Source organism: Desulfosporosinus orientis DSM 765 (genome assembly GCF_000235605.1).
GTDB classification, from domain to species: domain Bacteria; phylum Bacillota; class Desulfitobacteriia; order Desulfitobacteriales; family Desulfitobacteriaceae; genus Desulfosporosinus; species Desulfosporosinus orientis.
In genome coordinates this window covers 1,151,132-1,171,340 of sequence record NC_016584.1, presented here as the reverse complement: position 1 = coordinate 1,171,340, position 20,209 = coordinate 1,151,132, and the positions used below count along the sequence as shown (strand labels likewise).

Annotated in this window: 14 protein-coding genes and 3 pseudogenes; 1 reads left to right on the top strand and 16 read right to left on the bottom strand. The window is 40.9% G+C overall.

The window, feature by feature from the left end; genetic code table 11:
- Positions 1–99: 99 nt before the first annotated feature.
- From DESOR_RS05625 to DESOR_RS05580, 9 genes and pseudogenes are all read right to left on the bottom strand, one after another.
- The gene (locus DESOR_RS05625; RefSeq protein ID WP_014183638.1) at positions 100–1,851 is read right to left on the bottom strand and encodes a sigma 54-interacting transcriptional regulator; all 1,752 of its coding nucleotides are present in this window, start codon (positions 1,849–1,851) and stop codon (positions 100–102) included.
- 289 nt (positions 1,852–2,140) lie between these two features.
- The gene (locus DESOR_RS05620; RefSeq protein WP_014183637.1) at positions 2,141–3,706 is read right to left on the bottom strand and encodes a BCCT family transporter; all 1,566 of its coding nucleotides are present in this window, start codon (positions 3,704–3,706) and stop codon (positions 2,141–2,143) included.
- 126 nt (positions 3,707–3,832) lie between these two features.
- Complete coding sequence (pylB, locus tag DESOR_RS05615; protein WP_014183636.1) at positions 3,833–4,900, bottom strand: methylornithine synthase PylB; 1,068 nt, start codon at positions 4,898–4,900, stop codon at positions 3,833–3,835.
- Between the two features lie 199 nt (positions 4,901–5,099).
- Positions 5,100–5,897 carry a methyltetrahydrofolate cobalamin methyltransferase gene (locus DESOR_RS05610; protein ID WP_014183635.1) on the bottom strand — a complete coding sequence of 266 codons (798 nt, stop codon included), beginning with the start codon at positions 5,895–5,897 and terminating at the stop codon, positions 5,100–5,102.
- 47 nt (positions 5,898–5,944) lie between these two features.
- A complete protein-coding gene (locus tag DESOR_RS05605) occupies positions 5,945–6,574 on the bottom strand; it encodes a cobalamin B12-binding domain-containing protein (RefSeq protein ID WP_014183634.1) in 630 nt (209 codons plus the stop codon).
- Positions 6,575–6,698: 124 nt separating this feature from the next.
- The gene (locus DESOR_RS05600; protein WP_014183633.1) at positions 6,699–7,964 is read right to left on the bottom strand and encodes an MFS transporter; all 1,266 of its coding nucleotides are present in this window, start codon (positions 7,962–7,964) and stop codon (positions 6,699–6,701) included.
- A 181-nt stretch (positions 7,965–8,145) separates the two neighbouring features.
- Positions 8,146–9,561: pseudogene (mttB, locus tag DESOR_RS05590) on the bottom strand ([trimethylamine--corrinoid protein] Co-methyltransferase).
- 69 nt (positions 9,562–9,630) lie between these two features.
- The gene (locus tag DESOR_RS05585) at positions 9,631–11,046 is read right to left on the bottom strand and encodes a trimethylamine methyltransferase family protein (protein WP_014183632.1); all 1,416 of its coding nucleotides are present in this window, start codon (positions 11,044–11,046) and stop codon (positions 9,631–9,633) included.
- Between the two features lie 32 nt (positions 11,047–11,078).
- Complete coding sequence (locus DESOR_RS05580) at positions 11,079–11,717, bottom strand: corrinoid protein (protein ID WP_014183631.1); 639 nt, start codon at positions 11,715–11,717, stop codon at positions 11,079–11,081.
- A 390-nt stretch (positions 11,718–12,107) separates the two neighbouring features.
- On the opposite strand from DESOR_RS05580, the gene DESOR_RS05575 reads away from it, so the two are divergent.
- Complete coding sequence (locus tag DESOR_RS05575; RefSeq protein ID WP_014183630.1) at positions 12,108–13,568, top strand: sigma-54 interaction domain-containing protein; 1,461 nt, start codon at positions 12,108–12,110, stop codon at positions 13,566–13,568.
- A 177-nt stretch (positions 13,569–13,745) separates the two neighbouring features.
- Here the strand turns inward: DESOR_RS05575 and DESOR_RS27755 are convergent.
- The 7 genes and pseudogenes from DESOR_RS27755 to mttB (DESOR_RS30125) form a co-directional block, all read right to left on the bottom strand.
- Positions 13,746–14,111 (bottom strand): annotated as a pseudogene (locus tag DESOR_RS27755) (transposase); the annotation flags it as partial.
- A 280-nt stretch (positions 14,112–14,391) separates the two neighbouring features.
- Positions 14,392–15,957, bottom strand: coding sequence for a BCCT family transporter (locus tag DESOR_RS05565; protein WP_014183628.1), 1,566 nt, complete (start codon positions 15,955–15,957; stop codon positions 14,392–14,394).
- Positions 15,958–16,095: 138 nt separating this feature from the next.
- Entirely contained in the window at positions 16,096–16,893 is a 798-nt protein-coding gene (locus DESOR_RS05560) for a methyltetrahydrofolate cobalamin methyltransferase (protein WP_014183627.1), read from the bottom strand.
- 20 nt (positions 16,894–16,913) lie between these two features.
- Positions 16,914–17,549, bottom strand: a complete 636-nt coding sequence (locus DESOR_RS05555) for a cobalamin B12-binding domain-containing protein (protein WP_014183626.1) — start codon at positions 17,547–17,549, stop codon at positions 16,914–16,916.
- A gap of 155 nt (positions 17,550–17,704) precedes the next feature.
- Positions 17,705–18,139, bottom strand: coding sequence for a trimethylamine methyltransferase family protein (locus tag DESOR_RS30550; RefSeq protein ID WP_282434401.1), 435 nt, complete (start codon positions 18,137–18,139; stop codon positions 17,705–17,707).
- A complete protein-coding gene (locus tag DESOR_RS30545) occupies positions 18,048–18,452 on the bottom strand; it encodes a trimethylamine methyltransferase family protein (protein ID WP_282434409.1) in 405 nt (134 codons plus the stop codon). Before DESOR_RS30545 ends, DESOR_RS30550 begins: the two co-directional genes overlap by 92 nt.
- Positions 18,453–18,662: 210 nt before the next feature.
- Positions 18,663–20,102: pseudogene (gene mttB, locus DESOR_RS30125) on the bottom strand ([trimethylamine--corrinoid protein] Co-methyltransferase).
- Positions 20,103–20,209 lie beyond the last annotated feature (107 nt).

Here is a 20,209-nt window from a genome sequence, read left to right as displayed (position 1 = left end):
CTCTCCTCTCACTGCAGATTTAATTCTCCTTTCCAAATAAGATTTCCTGCTTAATACTCAGTTGTTTAGAAAATATACAACCTTATAATTGAAAACTAATTAAGGGTTGTTACGATATTTCTTTAACAACTTTACAACGGTTGACTGGTCAACTTCAAGCAGCTTAGCTGCTTTATAAGTCGATTTACATAGCTCATAGGCATTCCTCACCATCTGTTCCTCGAGTTGGCTCTTGGCAAGCTTCAAAGGCATTAAGTCCGGACAAGCTATTCTTTTATTCCCTTTTAATTCCAAAGAGTTTTGCAAAGCCTCTAATCGAATTAACTCCGTTTCACTTATTACGATTGCCCGTTCAAGTACATGTTCTAATTCTCTTACGTTACCCGGCCAACTATAGTTATATAAAGCTTGCATTACTTCAGGATCAATTATTTTATTCATGCCATACTTATTATTAAACACATTCAGAAAATACCTTACTAACGCCGGTATATCCTCTTTCCGTTCTCTGAGAGGTGGTATATTAATCGGCACAACATTAAGCCTGTAATAAAGGTCTTTTCGAAAGAGGCCATCATTGACCATATCTTGCAAGTTACGATTCGTCGCAGCGATTATCCTGGTATCTATCTTAATTCTTTTGGTACCCCCAACCTTACATATTTCTTGATCTTGTAAAAACTCGAGTAATTTGACCTGTATCATGAGGGGTACTTCACCAATTTCGTCGAGAAATAGGGTGCCATTATTCGCTAGTTCAATCTTACCAATTTTACCCCCTTTGGTTGCCCCGGTAAATGCTCCGCTCTCGTAGCCAAATAGTTCAGATTCAATTAAGTGTTCCGGTATCAAACTACAATTAATTTTTATAAAAGGCTGATCTCGCATTGGACTGGCATGATGAATAGCTTTTGAAATCACTTCTTTTCCTACTCCAGACTCTCCCTGAATTAAGACTGTTAAAGCAAGGGGCGCTATCTTAAAAATCGTATTTCTAATGGTTTTCATTTCATTACTTTTATAAATCAGATTAACATTAGAGAATATTTCTTGACGCAATATTGACAGTTCCTGGGTTTTTCTTGCCAATTCTGTGTTCTTTTCTTCCAGCTCTGTTTTCTTCTCTTCTAATTCTGCCTTTATCTTATTAATTTCTTGGTAATCCTTAGAAGTACTAATGACTCGAACAATTTCCCCTTCATCATTTAAAATAGGAATGGCAGTGCTAAGAACCGTTTTGCCTGATTTCAATTGCTGCATCATATTTACCTTTTTCTTTTGACGGAGCACATGCATGGTTATACTTGAAGAAAATAGTCCTTCCCTTTCCAGATCACGGACATGCCTTCCTACTACATCCCTGGCTAATACTCCGCAGACTCTTTCCGCTGCAGGGTTAAGACGTAAAACGTATCCATGTTGATCTGTTACAAAGATTTCTTCTTCAAGATTCTCAAATATTTTTTGATATTCCAATAAAGTTTGTTTTATGTCAGGAGTACATTCACCATCAATAATCCCTAGGGGGTAATTCTCATTATTTACAATAACGACAATATCCTTATTATCTTTTATCTTAGATAAAGGTAAATCTTTGGAAATTATTGTGAATGACTTTTCGTACCTTAGCTTATCATTCGTAAATTGTTTATGGGTTACTTTAGTTTTTTTATTAATTATGATTTCATGCAAAAGATTACTTACTGATAATATCCCCAAAATACTATCCTCTTGATAGACAATGATGTACTTAATGTCTTTTCCAGAAATTTTGTTAATAAGTTGTTCCAGATCGCTATTGATTGGACAGACCACAAAATCCTGAGACGATACATCAAGAAGATTAAGCATAAAATTTTACCTCCCGCCTAACATAATCCTATACAAGCTTTCTAAGCATTAAGTAGGATTCTCAGAGCTATAAATTTTTAATTATTATATTATTCTGTTAATTAATTCTAGGCATTTGTAAAGAATCCTTCCTCAAATATACACTTAGCTTCTCAAACAAGATCTAAGATTGAGTGAAAAGATCAAAAAAAATCAGCTTGTTGAACTCCTTAACCGAAGAAGATCAAAGCTGATTTTTCATCAAGACAATTTTACACATTAACCCTTTACTTTATCTTATACAGGATAGCTATTTAGCAGAGATATTCGTATTTTTAGAGGGTTGAATTGTAATCTCTTTAGGGCTGCATTGAATACCATGATCTTCTTTTAACATTTTCATGAAGGATAAGGTTAGGATTAAAAGAACAAACACCAGGGGTACTGCGGCAACAACAGAGGATGTCTGAATTGCATTCATTCCACCTAAAGATAGAACCGCAATACCAATAGCCGCCAATGCCAAAGCCCAAACAATCCTGTTCCAGCGAGCCGGTTGTTCATCTTCATTTAGCTGCTTGGTAGCCATAGAGGCACACACATAAGCGGAAGAATCAAGACATGTAGCTAAGAAGACAAATTCCAATAACAAGAATAAAACTAAAATTACCTGAGACATGGGCAGGCTATTGATGACTGCTATTATTGCGGCCGGACCTCCGTCCTCTGACAAAATCTGGCCAGCAGGCAATATTTTATCGAACTCAAGATGCAAGGTATAGCCGCCAAAAACTCCGAAGAAAGCCCAGTCCCCTAAAGTCCCCCAAAGAACCTCAGCAATAATCAGCTGCTTTAAAGTACGCCCCTTGGAAATCCTGGCAACAAATAAACCCATATATGGTGCCAAGGCAATCCACCAAGCCCAATAGAAGACCGTCCACGCTTGCGGGAACCCACTCTTGACAATGGGATCTGTGTAAAAACTCATCCGGAAGAAATTATTAAATAACACGCCCACACTGTCTGTGAATACTGACAAAATGAAGAAGGTCGGTCCAACTGCTAAAATTACAACCAACAAAGCCAAAGCAAGATAAACGTTAATGTCACTTAATCTCTTTATTCCTTTATAAAGACCTGTATAAACGCTGAATCCAAAGATTATGGTCCAGATGGCGAGTATTGCAAAGTTTAAACCCATAGACTGAGGTATCCCCAGCAAAGTCGAGGCTGCTTTCGCCAGTAAAGGCACACCTAAGCCAAGAGACGTGCCAAAGCCACCGACAATTCCAAACATCACCAGAATATCGATAACTTTCCCCATCCAGCCGTCTACCATATTGCCAAGAATAGGACGACAGGCAGTACTAGCCCTAAGTTGGGGGTCTTTTCGGACGTAATAGGCATAAGCAATAGGCAAGGATGGGATTGCATACAAGGCCCAAGCACTAAATCCCCAGTGGAACATTCCATAGGTAAGGGCCCATTGATATGCCTCTGACGAACCTTTGGCAATGCCGAAAGGCGGTCCTTGCAAATAATAGAGAGGTTCAGCCACTGCCCAATATATCAGACTGGAGCCAATCCCAGCGCAGAATAACATGGCTATCCAGCTCAATGTAGAAAACTCAGGCTTATCATCAGGTCCGCCAAGTTTGACGTTGCCATACCGACCAAAAGCTATCCATATTAAGAAAACAAAAACCAAAAAAGTCCCCATTTGAAAAAGCCAGTCTAGTTTATAAGTAGACCAAGCTAAGGCAGCATCAACAATTTTCGCACCCGCTTCGCGATTCAATAAAAGGGCTAAAGAAAGACCGAAGATTACAATAAATGCTGGCCAAAATACCTTATGGTCTAGTTGTGGTTTTGCCATTATTTCGCCTCCCTAAACATTTTTCAGGTTCAGCCAGTTCCCAAAGGATGATTCATGATTTTGTTGGATTAGATCCATATCGCCGGGAGTCAGGATGACGTGCTCAGTGGGCAGAGTTGGCAATTCTCAAAGGTTCTTTCTTGATTTTACCCAGGCTTGATATTTTTGCCGGGTTGCAGGTTCTAAATGGATATTTTTCAGAACTGGGATAATCTTTTCGATCGAACGGTTTCCGTCATCGATATCCAATGTACTATTGGATACTCCGGCCAAACCCGATGAGGGTGGGATGATTGAAGTAATAACGTTTGCTCCGGCGTTGAGTCGTTGTTCCAACCCACTTAGACCATCGACATCCAATGAAGCCGGAATCAAGCGGTCAGGCATAACCAGGCGCATTACTGCAATAATCAAGAGCTCACGAAAATGAGAATTAGGTATTTCCCAATTCGATAACGGAGTATTTTCCTGGGGTACAAAGCTCATCACCCGAACTTGATCAGCTCCGATTTTTTTCATCATAAGAATTGAATCCGCTATATCTTCATTCGTGTCCCCTACCCCAGCTAACAACCCTTCTTCGATCAAGTATCCCATTTCCTTGGCCATACATTTCCGGTTCATCCGTTCGTCGTAACTTTGTTCTATCCTTAAACGATTGTAGAGTGACCGGTTATGTGTTTCCTGGTAACAAGCGTACCATTCCACTCCCGCTTCTTTAAATTTCCATAGTAGCTCTTGTGAAATAACTCCAGGCGAAAGCATAATAGGTATATTGGATTCTAGCTTAACTTCTTTAATAATTTGTAAAAGTTCGCTAAAACCCTGTTTAGTATTATGATATAGTGGATCTTCCCCCATTGTTAGATCCAAAAGATGTACCCCGGAATCCATTAGTTTTTGAGCAGTTGAAAGGATTTCCTCCCTATTTTTGCGGTATCGTGGATAATTTATATTCGATTTACGGTAGAGACAAAAGGTACAATCATTACGGCAATGAGTGGAAAAGTAGACAAAACCATAAAGGAATATTTTATTTTGGAAGTACTCATGACGTAGTGTTTGAGCTACTAGGGAAAGCTTATTAAACTCATCCTCAGTGGTTATCTCTAATAATCTTAAAATATCCTTTCGGGTTATAGGAGATTGGTGTTTTGCTTTTTCTAGAATTTCATCCAACAATAAATTCTGCATTGTGTTCCTCCTCTGATATCTGTTGAATGTTCAATCAACGGGGTGAGGATGGCTTCCAGACAACCGATGGCTGCTCCCAGCCCCGACAGGGCTAATGCGCCGTAAAACAAACAGAACCAATTTTTTTAAGAGTAGCAAGAACTGAAACCACCAAAGAAAAGATACTTTTCTTTGGTGGTTTTCAATTTTAGAATGAGGTCTAGAATTCCATTAATCCTGTACGGTGGGCCTTTAGATAGCTCATACAATACTCATCCCTGCCATACAAAGTTTCTGCAGTAATAAGGCTGGCCATCATTCGCTTATCCAAGGGATTAATAATCAGACCATCGAGGCCCTTTGCAATAGCCATAATAGCAAAGGCTTGGTTAATAAATTTGCGATTAGGTAATCCATAAGAGATGTTTGATAATCCACACATGGTATGGACCCCTTTAAATTCAGTAGAAATTGCCTCAACCGCATTGAGGAATTCAAATCCGAAATCTTTGTTAGTTGCAACGGGTTGAACTAAGGGATCAACGTAGATATTTCCTATGGGAACATTGTTTTGCACTAATCCGTTAATAAGACGATCTGCAATCTTAAGCCGTTGATCCGTCGTTTCAGGCATTCCCTCATCACTCATACAGAGGGCGATAACTTTAAGATCAGTTCCTGCGATAACAGGAAGTAAAGCATCGTAGCGCGCTTTTTCTAACGAAATGGAATTAATCATAGCTGTGCCTTTGTGCACAGAAAGCGCCGCTTGAATCGCTGCCGGATCTGGACTATCTAAACAGCAGGGAGCATCCGTAGCTTCTTGAACCTTTTGGACGAGCCACTGAAGGTATTCCGATTCTTTACCTACAAAAATACCGGCATTGACATCAATGAAATGAGCTCCAGCTTCGCGTTGGTCGATAGCAACTTTTTTGACAGCCTCAGCATCTTGAACGCGTATTGCTTCTCCAATAGCCTTTCGACTTGCATTAATGAGTTCTCCAACAATTAACATAATTTCCCTCCTTATAATTATGCATCCTATTAGTTTTTGAGTTATGTTTACGCACTAAGTAATTCCTTGCAAAGGTCCACTGCTGATGCAGCATCCGGTGCAAATCCATCAGCACCTATTTCGTTTGCATAATCTTTAGAGATAGGAGCACCACCAATAATACATTTGACGTTTAATCCTTCTTCTTTCATGAGTTCGATGGTATCCTTCATTCCCAACATGGTTGTGGTGAGCAGGGCTGACATCGCTACAATATCGGCTTTATGCTCTTTAACTGATTGAACAAATCCTTCGGGGGCAATGTCAATTCCTAAATTTATAACCTTAAAACCGCCGCTTTCCAAGAGCATTCCCACTAAGTTCTTACCAATATCATGAAGGTCACCTTTTACTGTCCCCAACACAACCGTACCCATTGAAGGCAGATCATTATCAGTCATGAGAGGTTTTACAAGAGCGATACCTGACGCCATTGCTTTTGCAGCCATTAATACTTCCGGAACAAACATGTCTCCCGCTTTAAACCGCGGACCAACGATATTCATTCCTGCAATTAAGCCTTGGTTGATAATTTCCAAAGGTTCCGTACCTGCATTAATAAGTTCTTGTACTTGTTCCTTAACTTGTGCCTCTTTTCCTGCAACAACATTTTGGGCCAGGGACTCAAAACTTGCCATATTTTCTTCCCCCTATAAATTGTTTTTAACCCATCCGCTCTTATTCTGTATATTAAACCTATTACAACAGGTTGACCTGTTTTGCCGATGAAAAATTGACCTGAACAAACCTAAAAATATTCAGTTAAATTTTAGTATTTATATTCGTATTAACGTTCGTGGTAATAATCGAAAAAGCTGTCTTTTTCAATTTTAGAATTCCCAAGGCAGCTACGAGACCAACAACGGAAATAGCAATTAGGAAGGCAAACATGAAATTATATCCACTATTGCCGTAAGTGTCTAACCAATAACCAAATAGAGGTCCTAAAACGATGTCCGCTAAATAGCCAATTATAGATGCTGTGCCGATGGCCAAACCGGTATAATATCGTGGAACTTTGGATTCCTCAACAGTGGACCACATAATGCCCTTCATCCCAGCACCAACAAATGCTACCAATAGCATCAGGACGATTACTACACCTAAAGAAGGTTTTGCGGGTAAATTAAGAAAGATAAATAACATAACAATAATAAAAATATAACCTATTGTTAAGACTCTGCAGGGTGATTTCCATTTGTCAGCCATGAACCCACCGACCGGACCACCTAGCAGCTTTACCCCATAGGTTCTGATAATCGCCAGTGCCCCGGAGAAGGTAACGGTAATTCCGACAACGGCGGTTAAATACGGGGTCAGATAGGTTTGCCCGACATATAATCCATAGGTAGTCATAATAACAAGAGCGATTAACCAAACGACGGGCTGTTTTAAGACAATGATTACGTCTTTCAGACCAACAACTGGTTTGTCTTCATTGGTTTCTGCCATATATTCTTCATATAATAACCAGGTTAGAATACCCGCTAAGATACTAAAGCCCGAATAGATAAAAACAACCATTCTAAAGCCGGCTACCGGATCCACATATCGCCCGAAAATTCCCAAAGCAATAAAACTAATAACCACTGTGGATAGTCCATACCCGGCTTCAAAGAAACCATACATTTTTCCCTGGTCATTCTTATCGCCTAAGAGCCTGACACCCTTTAATGCTGCTGCCCAATATGCAAAACAATTGGTAAAAGCAAAAGCAACCCAGACGATCCAGCCTACTTTCATCGTCATATTTATACCGAACAAGATCGTTAAGAGTCCCTGTGCTACCAAAGAAACAGAGATAGTCGTCCGGGCTGGAAACCTATCCGCTACCCAGCCTCCAGGAACAAAGGTAAAAATACCGATAATTACATAGACGGAAACCATAGCTCCCAGCTCGAAGTTCGTACACTTCAAGGCTGTCATCATTGGATCATAAAAGACATATTTTGCATACGGAAGAGTAAACATAGATGCATACCCAAAGGAAAGAACAAATAAGGCCAGCCACTTTTTAAATGCGTTCATAAGCATCCCCCTATTTTTAGCATTTAATCATACTTTACAAGATCCACTGTCGAGGCAGCATCTGGGGCGAACCCTTAGCATTAATTTCATTTGCAAAGGCTTGAAGCAATTTTTTCAAGAAAACCGAGGATACCTATGCCCTCGGTTTTCTATTTTGCCTGCTACCTAATTGTTTTGAGAATTATTTCAAACCATATTCTACTTCGGCGTTGGCTACAATTTCTTCTAGCATGGTTTCCACTCCATTCGATAAAGGGTCGGGTTTATACGTATTATAGAGATGCTGAGCTTCTTCATAAGCCCTTTCAGTAAAGTCCTTTCCTCCTTTCTCCAACCAGGATTGTCTCATAGAGCGATCAATTAACTTATTATGAGATTGTGCAGTTTTGAAATGACGGAATGTATGTTCTTGGGTTAAGAATTCACCAGCGGCACCTACCGACTGGATGATATCCACAGCCATAGTATCATCATTCACATCAATTCCACCAACTGCTTTTTTAATCATTCGGACCATTTCGTTATCCATTAATAACTTGGCATAATCAAATGTAATACCTAGCTCAAGCATGCCGAGTCCATAGATAAGATTTGCTCCGGATAAAGAGGTAAGCAGAGCACTTAGAGTCGATTCATGAGTAGCCTGTCCATCAGGAAGTTTGCTGTCTGCCTATCCACCGGCTACCCAGCTGGGCAGCAAGTAATATTGAGCTAGTTTTGCCACAGCGCCATTGATCATTCCAAGCTCTGGAGCCCCAACAGCTGCCGTAGTGCTTTTCATATCCATGATGGTAGTCGAACTACCATAAATTACGGGTGAGCCTTTACAAGTCAATTGACTAAGGATGATTCCACTCAGAACTTCCGCATTATGAGTAATCAAGGTTCCTGCCAAGGTTACGGGTGATGACCCGCCGGATAAGGCCATTGATAAAATGTTACATGTAATTCCAGCTCGTGCACTTTCAATAATAACTTCACAACATTCAGGAACTAACTGTAACGGACTGGTTGGACAAACAATTGAACTATAGATAGGACGTTTTTTGAAGTTTTCCTTTCCAACCACTGCTTCTCCCATTTTAACGATAGTTCGAAGGTTCTTTCCGTTACCACAGCCCATGAAAAGGTGCTTTGAGGTATTTTTAAATGCAACCTGTGCCTCATGAAGCGGAGCGACAAGGGCTGGAACGTCTTGGGCTGAAACAGCTCTCTCATAAACATCAATCTCACTCATGGCATCACACATACGGGCAGTGTCAGCAACGTCCTGCTTATTCGACGGCCGATATTTTCTTGTGAAGAGGTCAATTATATTTATTCCTTCACCAAAATTTGTGAATCCAGTTCGATTACTCTCAATGACAAAATCATTTTTCGGGTTTCTCGCCGCTAATAATACAGTACTTGGCGCTGATTTAATTGCCTCCTCAACCACATAGGGTGGAATCCGAACCGTATTGGTACTCCGTTCAACTATGGCACCACCGGCATCAAAAATATCTTGAGCTTCTTTGCTGGTTATGCGAACTCCGGTATGCCATAAGATATCAAGGGTCGCACAATGAATGGCATAAAGTTCATCTTCCGATAACACATTGAGTCCAAATCCGCCGTACTGTCGAAATCCCGCGCGAAAATTTCTCTTCACTTATAACCCCCCTTATCAAGCTTGTTTATACACTTGTTCGGTAATACGCTTAAATTCAGCGTTTACCTCTTGGCTTACGGGTTCAACTTGATGAGTTGATAACAGCTCTTTAGCAATACGTTTTGCTTTCTCTTCAACTTTCTCGCCGTTTAGCTCCCATTTTTCAAACGGCTGTCTGTCAGAAAGGCGCGGGATCCATAACTCTCCTGCTCTAAGAGCTTTTCGCGTATGTGTGTGTTCGAGAAAATTACTTTTGCTTCGAATAACCTCATCGACGACAGCTACGGCTAGTTTTTCTTCCGTAATCTCATTCTTTTTCATTGTTCTTTTTATCACAGAAGATAATTCATCATCCACTACAAGCATTGCAAAACACGAAGTCAGGCAATTATCTAATGACCCGGCAGCTGCCAGAATATCGGTTCCAATGAGGGCTGGCATGAGGGCATTATAGAGATGCTCATAACTACTTTGGCCATCGGCAATTTTGGAAGCTCCCGAGAAGCCGGTAGCTGTCACTGGTATCCCATAATACCTTGCCAATTGAGTTGAAGCTGCAGCAGCCAGACCCATTTCAGGCATAGCCCATAACCCCAATCCCGACCGCATGTCCATGAAGGTCACCCGTGGAGACATGATAACAGGGTGTCCTGGCCGAATCATTTGGCTGGCAACCACTCCCGCTAAGATTTCTGCATTATGCATGGCGACACAACCAACTAAGGTCATAGGCCCCGTTGAGCCCATCATGGGGCAAGGAATAACTCCTAAAGGTAACCCGGCTTCTACAATATCAACTAAGGCTTCTGCCGGATGCAATCCATATTCCAGGGGGCTAATGGATGATACCTCGATATAAGCCAGCGGCTGTTCTTGCAGTTTTTCTTTTCCGCCTGCTGCTGTAATCAGAACCTGAATAATCGATTTCATCTCATGGCTTGACTCAGCACAAATCCTTAAAGGTTTTGTCGAATTGCAAAGCATGGTGATCGTTTCTATAGTTACAATTCCTTCTTGGGGAACATCTCTCGGGAAGACGGGAGATATGAGATCAATATTCTCTAAAGCATCAGCCAGGCGGCAAAAATCTCCAAGATCTTTAACCAAGCAATCCCGTTTTTTTCCGGTCTCGAGATCCATAATGGAGGGAGTTCCTACACAGGTTTGTGCATAAGCCTTGTGTAAACCCATCTCAACAACGTAGCGGGGATCTCTTCCATAGATTTTGAATTGTTTAGGAACTGTCTTCAGCGCCTTCTCGATGATGTCTTGAGTAAATAGAATTCGGTCATTTTCTTCCCGGCATCCGTTTTCCAAAAGGACTTTTTTGAAGCGCTCAGAGATCGTATGAATCCCCGTATTTTTTAACATTTCCAGACTTGCTTCATGGACTTGAATTAGTTCTTCTTCTGAAAAATAATCCAAACGCATTTTTCAATCCCTCTTTCTCTAAACCAATTAAGTTAACAGATTAGGCTGTTAGCCACATTAACAGCGGTAATCGCGTCTTCCGCGTATCCATCAGCCCCTATCTTATCTGCCCACGCTTGATTGATTGGAGCACCTCCAATCATTACTTTAATTTGATCTCTTAAGCCTTCTTCTTGAAGAATCTCAATAATTTCTTTTTGTTTGTCTACGGTCGTTGTTAATAAGGCTGAAATACCAAGTATGTTGGGTTTGAGTTCTTTGACCTTCTCAATGAATCTTGCTGAAGGGACATCAACTCCCAAATCAACAACTTCAAAACCTGATGTTTTAAGCATCATTCCAACGATGTTTTTACCAATCTCATGTAAATCCCCTTGCACAGTTCCAATCAACACTTTTCCCTTGGACTCTTGTTGGGCTCCATCAAGCAGTGGTTCTAAGATCTTAATTCCTGCATCCATAGCCTTAGCACCTAAGAGAAGATCAGGAAGGAAAAACTTCCCTGCCCCAAAATTATCACCTACGATTTTAATTCCCCGGGTAAGTCCTTCATTAATAATTACTAAGGGCTCTAATCCATTCTCGATAGCCTGTTGAGTCAGCTCTTGTACTAAATCAATATCTCCCTCTACTACTGCTACAGAAACTTTGGTTAAAATTTCTATTTCCATGGTTAAACCTCCCTGCATTTCTTTTCTGCGACCTATGCCTTAAGATTTAGCAAGATTAATGCCAAGGTCTATCAGACTATCTGAAGACCTGCGTCAGAAAATTATTTAGAATCGTAAGATTTTTTGCAGAAACATGTAGAAATAAAAAGAAATTGTTGTAATTAAAAAGGCCATAATCCCTTGTTCATTCGACTTTGTAAAAAATTTTTAACATTGTAAAAAGACAATTAATTGGTCTTCCCTTATCATTTAAGACTTAAATTTAATTATGTAAAAGATTTTTAACAATCAAAATGAATACTCAATCTATTCTGATTTATTTGCTAATAAAGAAGGAATTTGACGCATGATGTGGAAAAATTCTTTATCTATCGAAAGGAGGAAGGTGTTTTGTGGAAAAATCTAAATCAACAAGATATTAAAAACCTAATGGAAGTAAATAAATTATTGAAAAACGCCTTAAATAGTTTAGAGGACTATATAGAAATAATCGATCCGACCGGAACGATTATTGTTTCTTCTACTGGATTCGAAAAAATAGATGGCTTCGACAGAAAATCCATTATTGGCAGAGATATCCGTGAAGTATATGACTTAGATGATCAGAATTGCCAAATGTTAGCCAGTATTCGGGAAAAGGCACCTAAGAAGAATTACTATATGAAATACTTTTCACGAAATGGGAACTACGTTCATGTTATGATGGATATTTTCCCAGTGTTTCCAGAGGGGAATTCAAATAAAGAGCCGATCGGTTCCATCGCAATAACACGAGATAATTCCAAAATTCAAGAACTCTCAAGCAAACTAATTGACCTACAACGGGAATTACTAACTGTGAAAAGTAAAAAGAAAAGCGGAACACGATATACTTTTGACGATATTTTAGGGCAAAGCAGAGCAATTAACACCCTACGGATAGCCGCACGTAAAATTTCATATTCAGATTCACGCGTACTTATACTCGGGGAAACAGGTACAGGCAAGGAAATGATAGCCCAAAGTATTCACAATCAGAGTATAAGAGCCCACAATCCCTTTGTTGCAATTAACTGTAGTGCTATACCTGAAACATTATTAGAAAGCATTTTCTTTGGTACAGCAAAAGGCTCTTATACTGGAGCAGAAGATAAATCGGGATTATTTGAAGAGGCTGGAAATGGAACTCTTTTTCTAGATGAAATCAACTCCATGAGTCTCCCTCTCCAAGCAAAACTCTTACGTGTTTTAGAAGATCAAACCTTTCGGCGAACTGGTAGTAATAAAGCAACCCCTTTCAATGCACGAGTAATCAGTGCGATGAATCTTAATCCTGATGAAGCAATCGAAAAAGGGCAGCTTCGAAGTGATCTCTTTTACCGCTTAGCCGCTGTAACTTTAGAATGTCCCCCACTTCGCGAACGTGAAGAAGATCTGGACCAACTACTAATGTCATTTATCGATCAATACAACAGATTATTAGGTAAGAACATTAAAACATTATCTTTGGAAGCTTCAGATATTTTACATAGCCACTCTTGGCCAGGTAACATTCGGGAATTAAGACATACCATTGAACATGCCATGAATCTTGCCGAAGCTACTGATACTAAATTATCGGCAATGTATCTCCCCCATCACTTAAAAAAACATATAAATAATGTTAAAATGATTCCCCAAATTACGCATGATACAGACTTAAAAATGTTGCTTACTCAATATGAAAAAGAAATTGTTATCCAAAGCCTTAAAAAGAATAATGGCAATATTAATAAAACGGCAAAGCATCTTAATGTTTCCCGCCAGAATCTTTTTTATAGAATTAAGCGTTTAAATATAAATATTTCTCACCATAATCCTGAAATAACTTAAGTACATTAAAAGGAATAATAAGGATTTAATAACGCCAGCATTGCCGACCATACCAAAGGCTGCACTTGACTTCATTAACCGATACCAACTTAACATTTCAATAAAATGCAAAAGAATAGCTCCTAAGGTAGCTATTCTAATTAAGGCTTGCTAACCGAACCCCCATTTTTCGTTCGATTACGCAAATAACCCAATATCTGTAATTATAAAATGCCTCTTCATAAATTGGGAAAAAAGAACTCTGAGCTTATGCTCCAAGTTCATAACAAAGAATTGCATGCTAATCATGCACTCTGCTGTTTCTTTTAACTTAGCATAAACACGACCAAGCCCATATTTCCTTTTTCCCTCACCAAACTTACCTTCAACGGCATTACGCATTCGGGCATCCATTCGTTCAATGGCTTTCTCTACTTTTTTCAGGATAGCTCCCGAAGGCCTGCCTAGTTTGGGGCCGCTGAGCCGGATGTTGTGTTTTTTGCAATACGCCAGATTTTTGCGGTTACGGTATATCTTGTCGGCCAGCACTGCCTCAGGATAGCATCGAGTTACTTTTTGGAACCACCTGCATAGCAGGTGGTTTTCGTTTAGACAATAAGGTGCTGACTGTGTCATCAATATCAATCCAGATGAACCTTTTAGGCTCCATTTTAGTTTCCGATGAAGGAGCTCTTTGTTGATGGAGATTAACTGAATGAGATGCTTCCACTCCAGCTTCTTAAGGAGAGTACGAAAGGTACTTTCATCTGGAAAGCGTTGAATTTCCTTGACAGCCAGATATCCGGGATCGAACTTAAGCGCATCCACATGCATATGGTATTTCCTATTTAGCCGATATATTCTTATTTTTATAAGGTTGAATTGTAATCTCTTTAGGGCTGCATTGAATACCATGATCTTCTTTTAACATTTTCATGAAGGATAAGGTTAGGATTAAAAGAACAAACACCAGGGGTACTGCGGCAACAACAGAGGATGTCTGAATTGCATTCATTCCACCTAAAGATAGAACCGCAATACCAATAGCCGCCAATGCCAAAGCCCAAACAATCCTGTTCCAGCGAGCCGGTTGTTCATCTTCATTTAGCTGCTTGGTAGCCATAGAGGCACACACATAAGCGGAAGAATCAAGACATGTAGCTAAGAAGACAAATTCCAATAACAAGAATAAAACTAAAATTACCTGAGACATGGGCAGGCTATTGATGACTGCTATTATTGCGGCCGGACCTCCGTCCTCTGACAAAATCTGGCCAGCAGGCAATATTTTATCGAACTCAAGATGCAAGGTATAGCCGCCAAAAACTCCGAAGAAAGCCCAGTCCCCTAAAGTCCCCCAAAGAACCTCAGCAATAATCAGCTGCTTTAAAGTACGCCCCTTGGAAATCCTGGCAACAAATAAACCCATATATGGTGCCAAGGCAATCCACCAAGCCCAATAGAAGACCGTCCACGCTTGCGGGAACCCACTCTTGACAATGGGATCTGTGTAAAAACTCATCCGGAAGAAATTATTAAATAACACGCCCACACTGTCTGTGAATACTGACAAAATGAAGAAGGTCGGTCCAACTGCTAAAATTACAACCAACAAAGCCAAAGCAAGATAAACGTTAATGTCACTTAATCTCTTTATTCCTTTATAAAGACCTGTATAAACGCTGAATCCAAAGATTATGGTCCAGATGGCGAGTATTGCAAAGTTTAAACCCATAGACTGAGGTATCCCCAGCAAAGTCGAGGCTGCTTTCGCCAGTAAAGGCACACCTAAGCCAAGAGACGTGCCAAAGCCACCGACAATTCCAAACATCACCAGAATATCGATAACTTTCCCCATCCAGCCGTCTACCATATTGCCAAGAATAGGACGACAGGCAGTACTAGCCCTAAGTTGGGGGTCTTTTCGGACGTAATAGGCATAAGCAATAGGCAAGGATGGGATTGCATACAAGGCCCAAGCACTAAATCCCCAGTGGAACATTCCATAGGTAAGGGCCCATTGATATGCCTCTGACGAACCTTTGGCAATGCCGAAAGGCGGTCCTTGCAAATAATAGAGAGGTTCAGCCACTGCCCAATATATCAGACTGGAGCCAATCCCAGCGCAGAATAACATGGCTATCCAGCTCAATGTAGAAAACTCAGGCTTATCATCAGGTCCGCCAAGTTTGACGTTGCCATATCGGCCAAATGCTATCCACATTAAGAAAACAAAAACCAAAAATGTACCTGTTTGAAAAAGCCAGTCCAGTTTATACGTAGACCAAGCCAAAGCTGCATCAACAACTTTTGCACCAGCTTCACGATTAAAGACAAGGGCTAAAGAAAGACCAAAGATTACAATAAATGCCGGCCAAAATACCTTATGGTCTAGTTGTGGTTTTGCCATTTTCTCGCCTCCCTAAACATTTTTCAGGTTCAGCCAATTTTCAAAAGGACTTATGACTTTATCAGTTTAGTTCCATATATCCCCTCCCTTATTAAGGTTACGTTTTTAATTAATATTTGAATATTCAGTTATCTAAATTTAAACATATAGTCCCTTGCTATGGGCATTCAGATAGGAAGTGCAATAAGAATCATTACCTAACAAAGTTTGTGAACCCTGAACAGCACCCATCATGCTTTTGTCCAGAGGGTTTAAGATATAACTATCTATCCCCATGGTCATGGTTTGAATCATAAACAATTGATTTAAGATTTTCCGGTTGGGAAGACCAAAAGAAATGTTGCTTAAGCCGCAAACCATGTGAGCATTAGGATAGTTTTGTTTTATCAGTTTAATGGTATCAAGGACTTCCTTACCCGCTTTATCCCCTGTACTAACTGGTTTGATCAGGGGGTCAAAGTAAATATCGTCTTCCGAAACACCAGCTTTGGTTAAACTTTCATAAAGATTTTTTGCTACCATCATCCGGTCTTCAGCTGTCTCGGGAATTCCGTTATCATCCATACACAGAGCTACGACCTTAGCATGATAGTTCAGCACTAAGGGCAGGATTTCTAAATAACGTTCTTTCTCACCGGTAATTGAATTAATGAGTGGCTGACCATAGCGAGCGAGCTTCAGCCCGGTCTCAATTGCTTTAGGATTTGGGCTGTCGATGCATAAAGGTACTGGGACAACATCTTGTACGGTATTGACTAACCATTCCATTGTCTCTACTTCATCAAAGATCATGGTGCCGCAATTAATATCTACATAGTTTGTACCAGCATTGATTTGATCTTGGGCAATTTTTTTAATGTAATCCGCATCTTTATTCTCAACTGCCTCGCTGATTAACTTCCTGCTCGTATTGATTAATTCGCCGATTATTAGCACCTTCAATCCTCCCTAAACAGCTAATTAGCCACAAGTGTCAAACATAATTCTTTGGCTGCCATGGCATCAGAACTGTAACCATCAGCTCCGATTTCATCTGCAAAACTCTGGGAAACGGGTGCTCCGCCTACAATCACTTTTACACTGTCTCGCAATCCCGCTTCGATCAATAGTTCAATGGTACTCTTCATATTCAGCATGGTTGTCGTTAATAAGGCTGATAATCCTACAATTTGCGGCTTATAGTCTCTTACTGCTTGAACAAACATTTCCGGACAAATATCCGTGCCAAGATTAAATACTTTGAAGCCGGCACTTTCTAAAATCATACACACCAGGCTCTTGCCAATGTCATGTAGGTCCCCCTTCACTGTACCAATAACGATTGTCCCTGCTGAAGGCATATCCGTTTCTGCAATGAGGGGCTTTAGCAGTTCCATTCCTCCCGCCATAGATTTTGCCGACATCATCACTTCCGGAACATACATATCTTCTGCCTTAAACCTAATACCCACTACATTCATTCCAGCTATAAGGCCGTCATTGATAATACCTAGGGGATCTACTTTGTCATCAATCATTCTGAGGGTGATTTCTCTAACCCTCACGAAATCGCCGTTAATTACCGCATCAGCTAAATCCTTAAAACCGCTCACCAGGAAATCCCTCCCTCATAATTGGGCTGCCCTTTAAAACTAGCTTTTCTGCTGTAAATAATGGTCTTGAGCTCTTTTTAATATGTTGTCTATTTCCACATTGACCTCAGGACTGATCGGTTCAGCCCTGTGAGCTGCAAGTAATTCTTTAGCCTTTAATCTAGCTCTTTTTTCAATTTTTCCTTGCTTAAAGCCCATTTCTCATAAGTTTGCCTGTCGCTAAGAACCGGATTCCAAAGCTCTCCTGCTCTTAAGTGTTTTCTGGTATGCTTATGCTCAAGGAAATTACTCTGGGATTGGATAACTTCAGCAATTACATTAACTGCCAGTTTATCTTCATTAACTTCAACCCCTCGGATTGTTCTCTGAATAACAGAGGAAAGTTCGTTATCAATAACTAACATGGCATAACAAGAAGTTAAAGCATTGTCTAACGAGCCTGCGGAGCCAATGATGTCACTCCCAATCAAAGCCTCCAGCATGGCATTGTACAAATGTTCATACCCGCTCTGGGCATCGGCAGTTTTCGAGGCCCCACAGTATCCGCCTGGAGCAGTGGGAACCCCATAAAACCGGGCAAGTTGATTCATAACAGCTCCCGCTAAGCCCATTTCCGGCATAGCCCATAAGCCTACCCCAGAACGCATAATCCATAAAAGTTGCCCTGGAGGACATGGTTACCGGGGACCCTGGTCGGATCATTTGACTGGCAATAACTCCCGCTAAAATTTCCGAATTATGCTGAACTGCAATACCTGCCATAGTCATTGGTCCCGTGGAGCCCATCATGGGACAGGGTTCAACTCCCAGGGGCAATCCTGCTTCAACAATATCCAGCAAAGCCTCTGCCGGATCATAGCCATATTCAAGGGGACTTAAGGGAGAAACCGGTAGCATGGCAATGGGTTTCTCACGTAAATTTTCTCATCCTTTTCTTCTTTACAGCCATTTTCCAATAGTAATTTCTTAAAACGCTCAGAGGTTGTATGAATTTCTATTGTCTCTAAGACTGTTAGGCTGGCTTCATGTATTTGGGACCAGCTCCGGTTCTCCCTCGACCACAGCCTCGACAATCCTGTTGAGAAGTTCTTCATTTGCCATTTCTAACACCCCCTAAATCAGTGTCCCGTTTTTCGGTGGGATTCCATATTCCTTTTCTGCTTCTTCGACAATTCTTCGAATTTTTTCCGCCGCTCCCGCCGGCAAAGGGTCAGGCTTGTGGTTTTCCAAGATAGAAATCGCTGCTTCATAAGCTCTTTCAGTAAAATCCTTGCGTCCCATACCTATCCATGTGTCACGCATTCTTCGATCGATGAGCTTCGTCTGGGAGTGGGCTGTCCTAAAATGACGGAATGTATGGTCACTGGTCACGAATTCACCGCCGGCACCTACCTGCTTGATGACATCCACGGCCAGTGTCTCTTCTGAAACCTCAATTCCTGAGACAGCCTTTTTGATCATTTTAGCCATTTCGTTATCCATAACTAATTGAGCAAAATCAAAGGTGATACCAAGCTCAAGCATACCCAAACCATAGATTAAGTTTGCTCCGCCTAGAGCAGCTAATAATCCCGTTATGGTTTTTTCGTGGGCGGCTTGTGCATCGGGTACTTTACTGTCTGCCTAGCCACCGGCAACCCAGCTGGGCAATAAGTAATATTGAGCTAATTTGGCAACACCGGCATTAATCATTCCTAATTCCGGTGATCCCACAGGGGCTGTGGTATATTTCAAGTCCATAATTGTAGTTGAGCTCCCATAGATTACCGGAGCCCCCTTGCGTGTGAGTTGGCTAAAAACAATACCGCTTAATACTTCAGCATTATGGGTAACCAGTGTACCTGCTAAGGTCACAGGGGAAGATCCTCCCGCCATTGCCATAGAAAGTATATTGACAGCGATACCTGCCTTAGCTGCCTCAATAATCACTTCTGTGCAGTCCGTAACCAGCTGCAGTGGGCTAGTGGGACAAACGATGGTGCTGTAAATGGGTCTTTCCCTTAATTTATCCATACCTCCGACGATGGCAGCAGCCATCTCAGCAATTCTCCTAAAGTTCTTCCCATTACTTGCACCGGAAAAGCAATGTTTCGAAGTATTGGCAAAAAAAGCTTCAGCTTCATGCAAGGAACCCACTTTGGCATTTTCATCTTGAGCCGCTACCGCTCTTTCGTAAACATCGATTTCACTCATGGCATCGCAAATCAGAGCAGTATTGGCAACGTCATGTTTGGTTGTTTTTCGATACTCTTTTGTGAAAGGATCAATAACCCGGATACCTTCACCAAAATTCGTAAATCCAACCCGGTTACTTTCTAAAATGATGTCGTTTTTGGGATTTCTGCCGGCCAAGAAAATAGTACTCGGAGCAGAATGAATAGACTCTTCAACCAAATGCGCCGGAAACCTAACCATGCGCGATTTATGGTCGACGTGGGCTCCTCCGCTGGAGAAGATCTCCCTTGCTTCTTCACTTTCGACCTTAACGCCGGTGTTTTTCAGGACATCTAAGGTCGAACAGTGAATAGCGTACAATTCGTCTTCTGTAAACATGTTTAGCCCCATTCCTTCTTGGCGGCTTGCTCCGGCAAATAAATTCCTTCTCAATCCACTCACCTCACAAATTCCTTCCATTTAGCTGTTTTTTCAAAACAACTTAA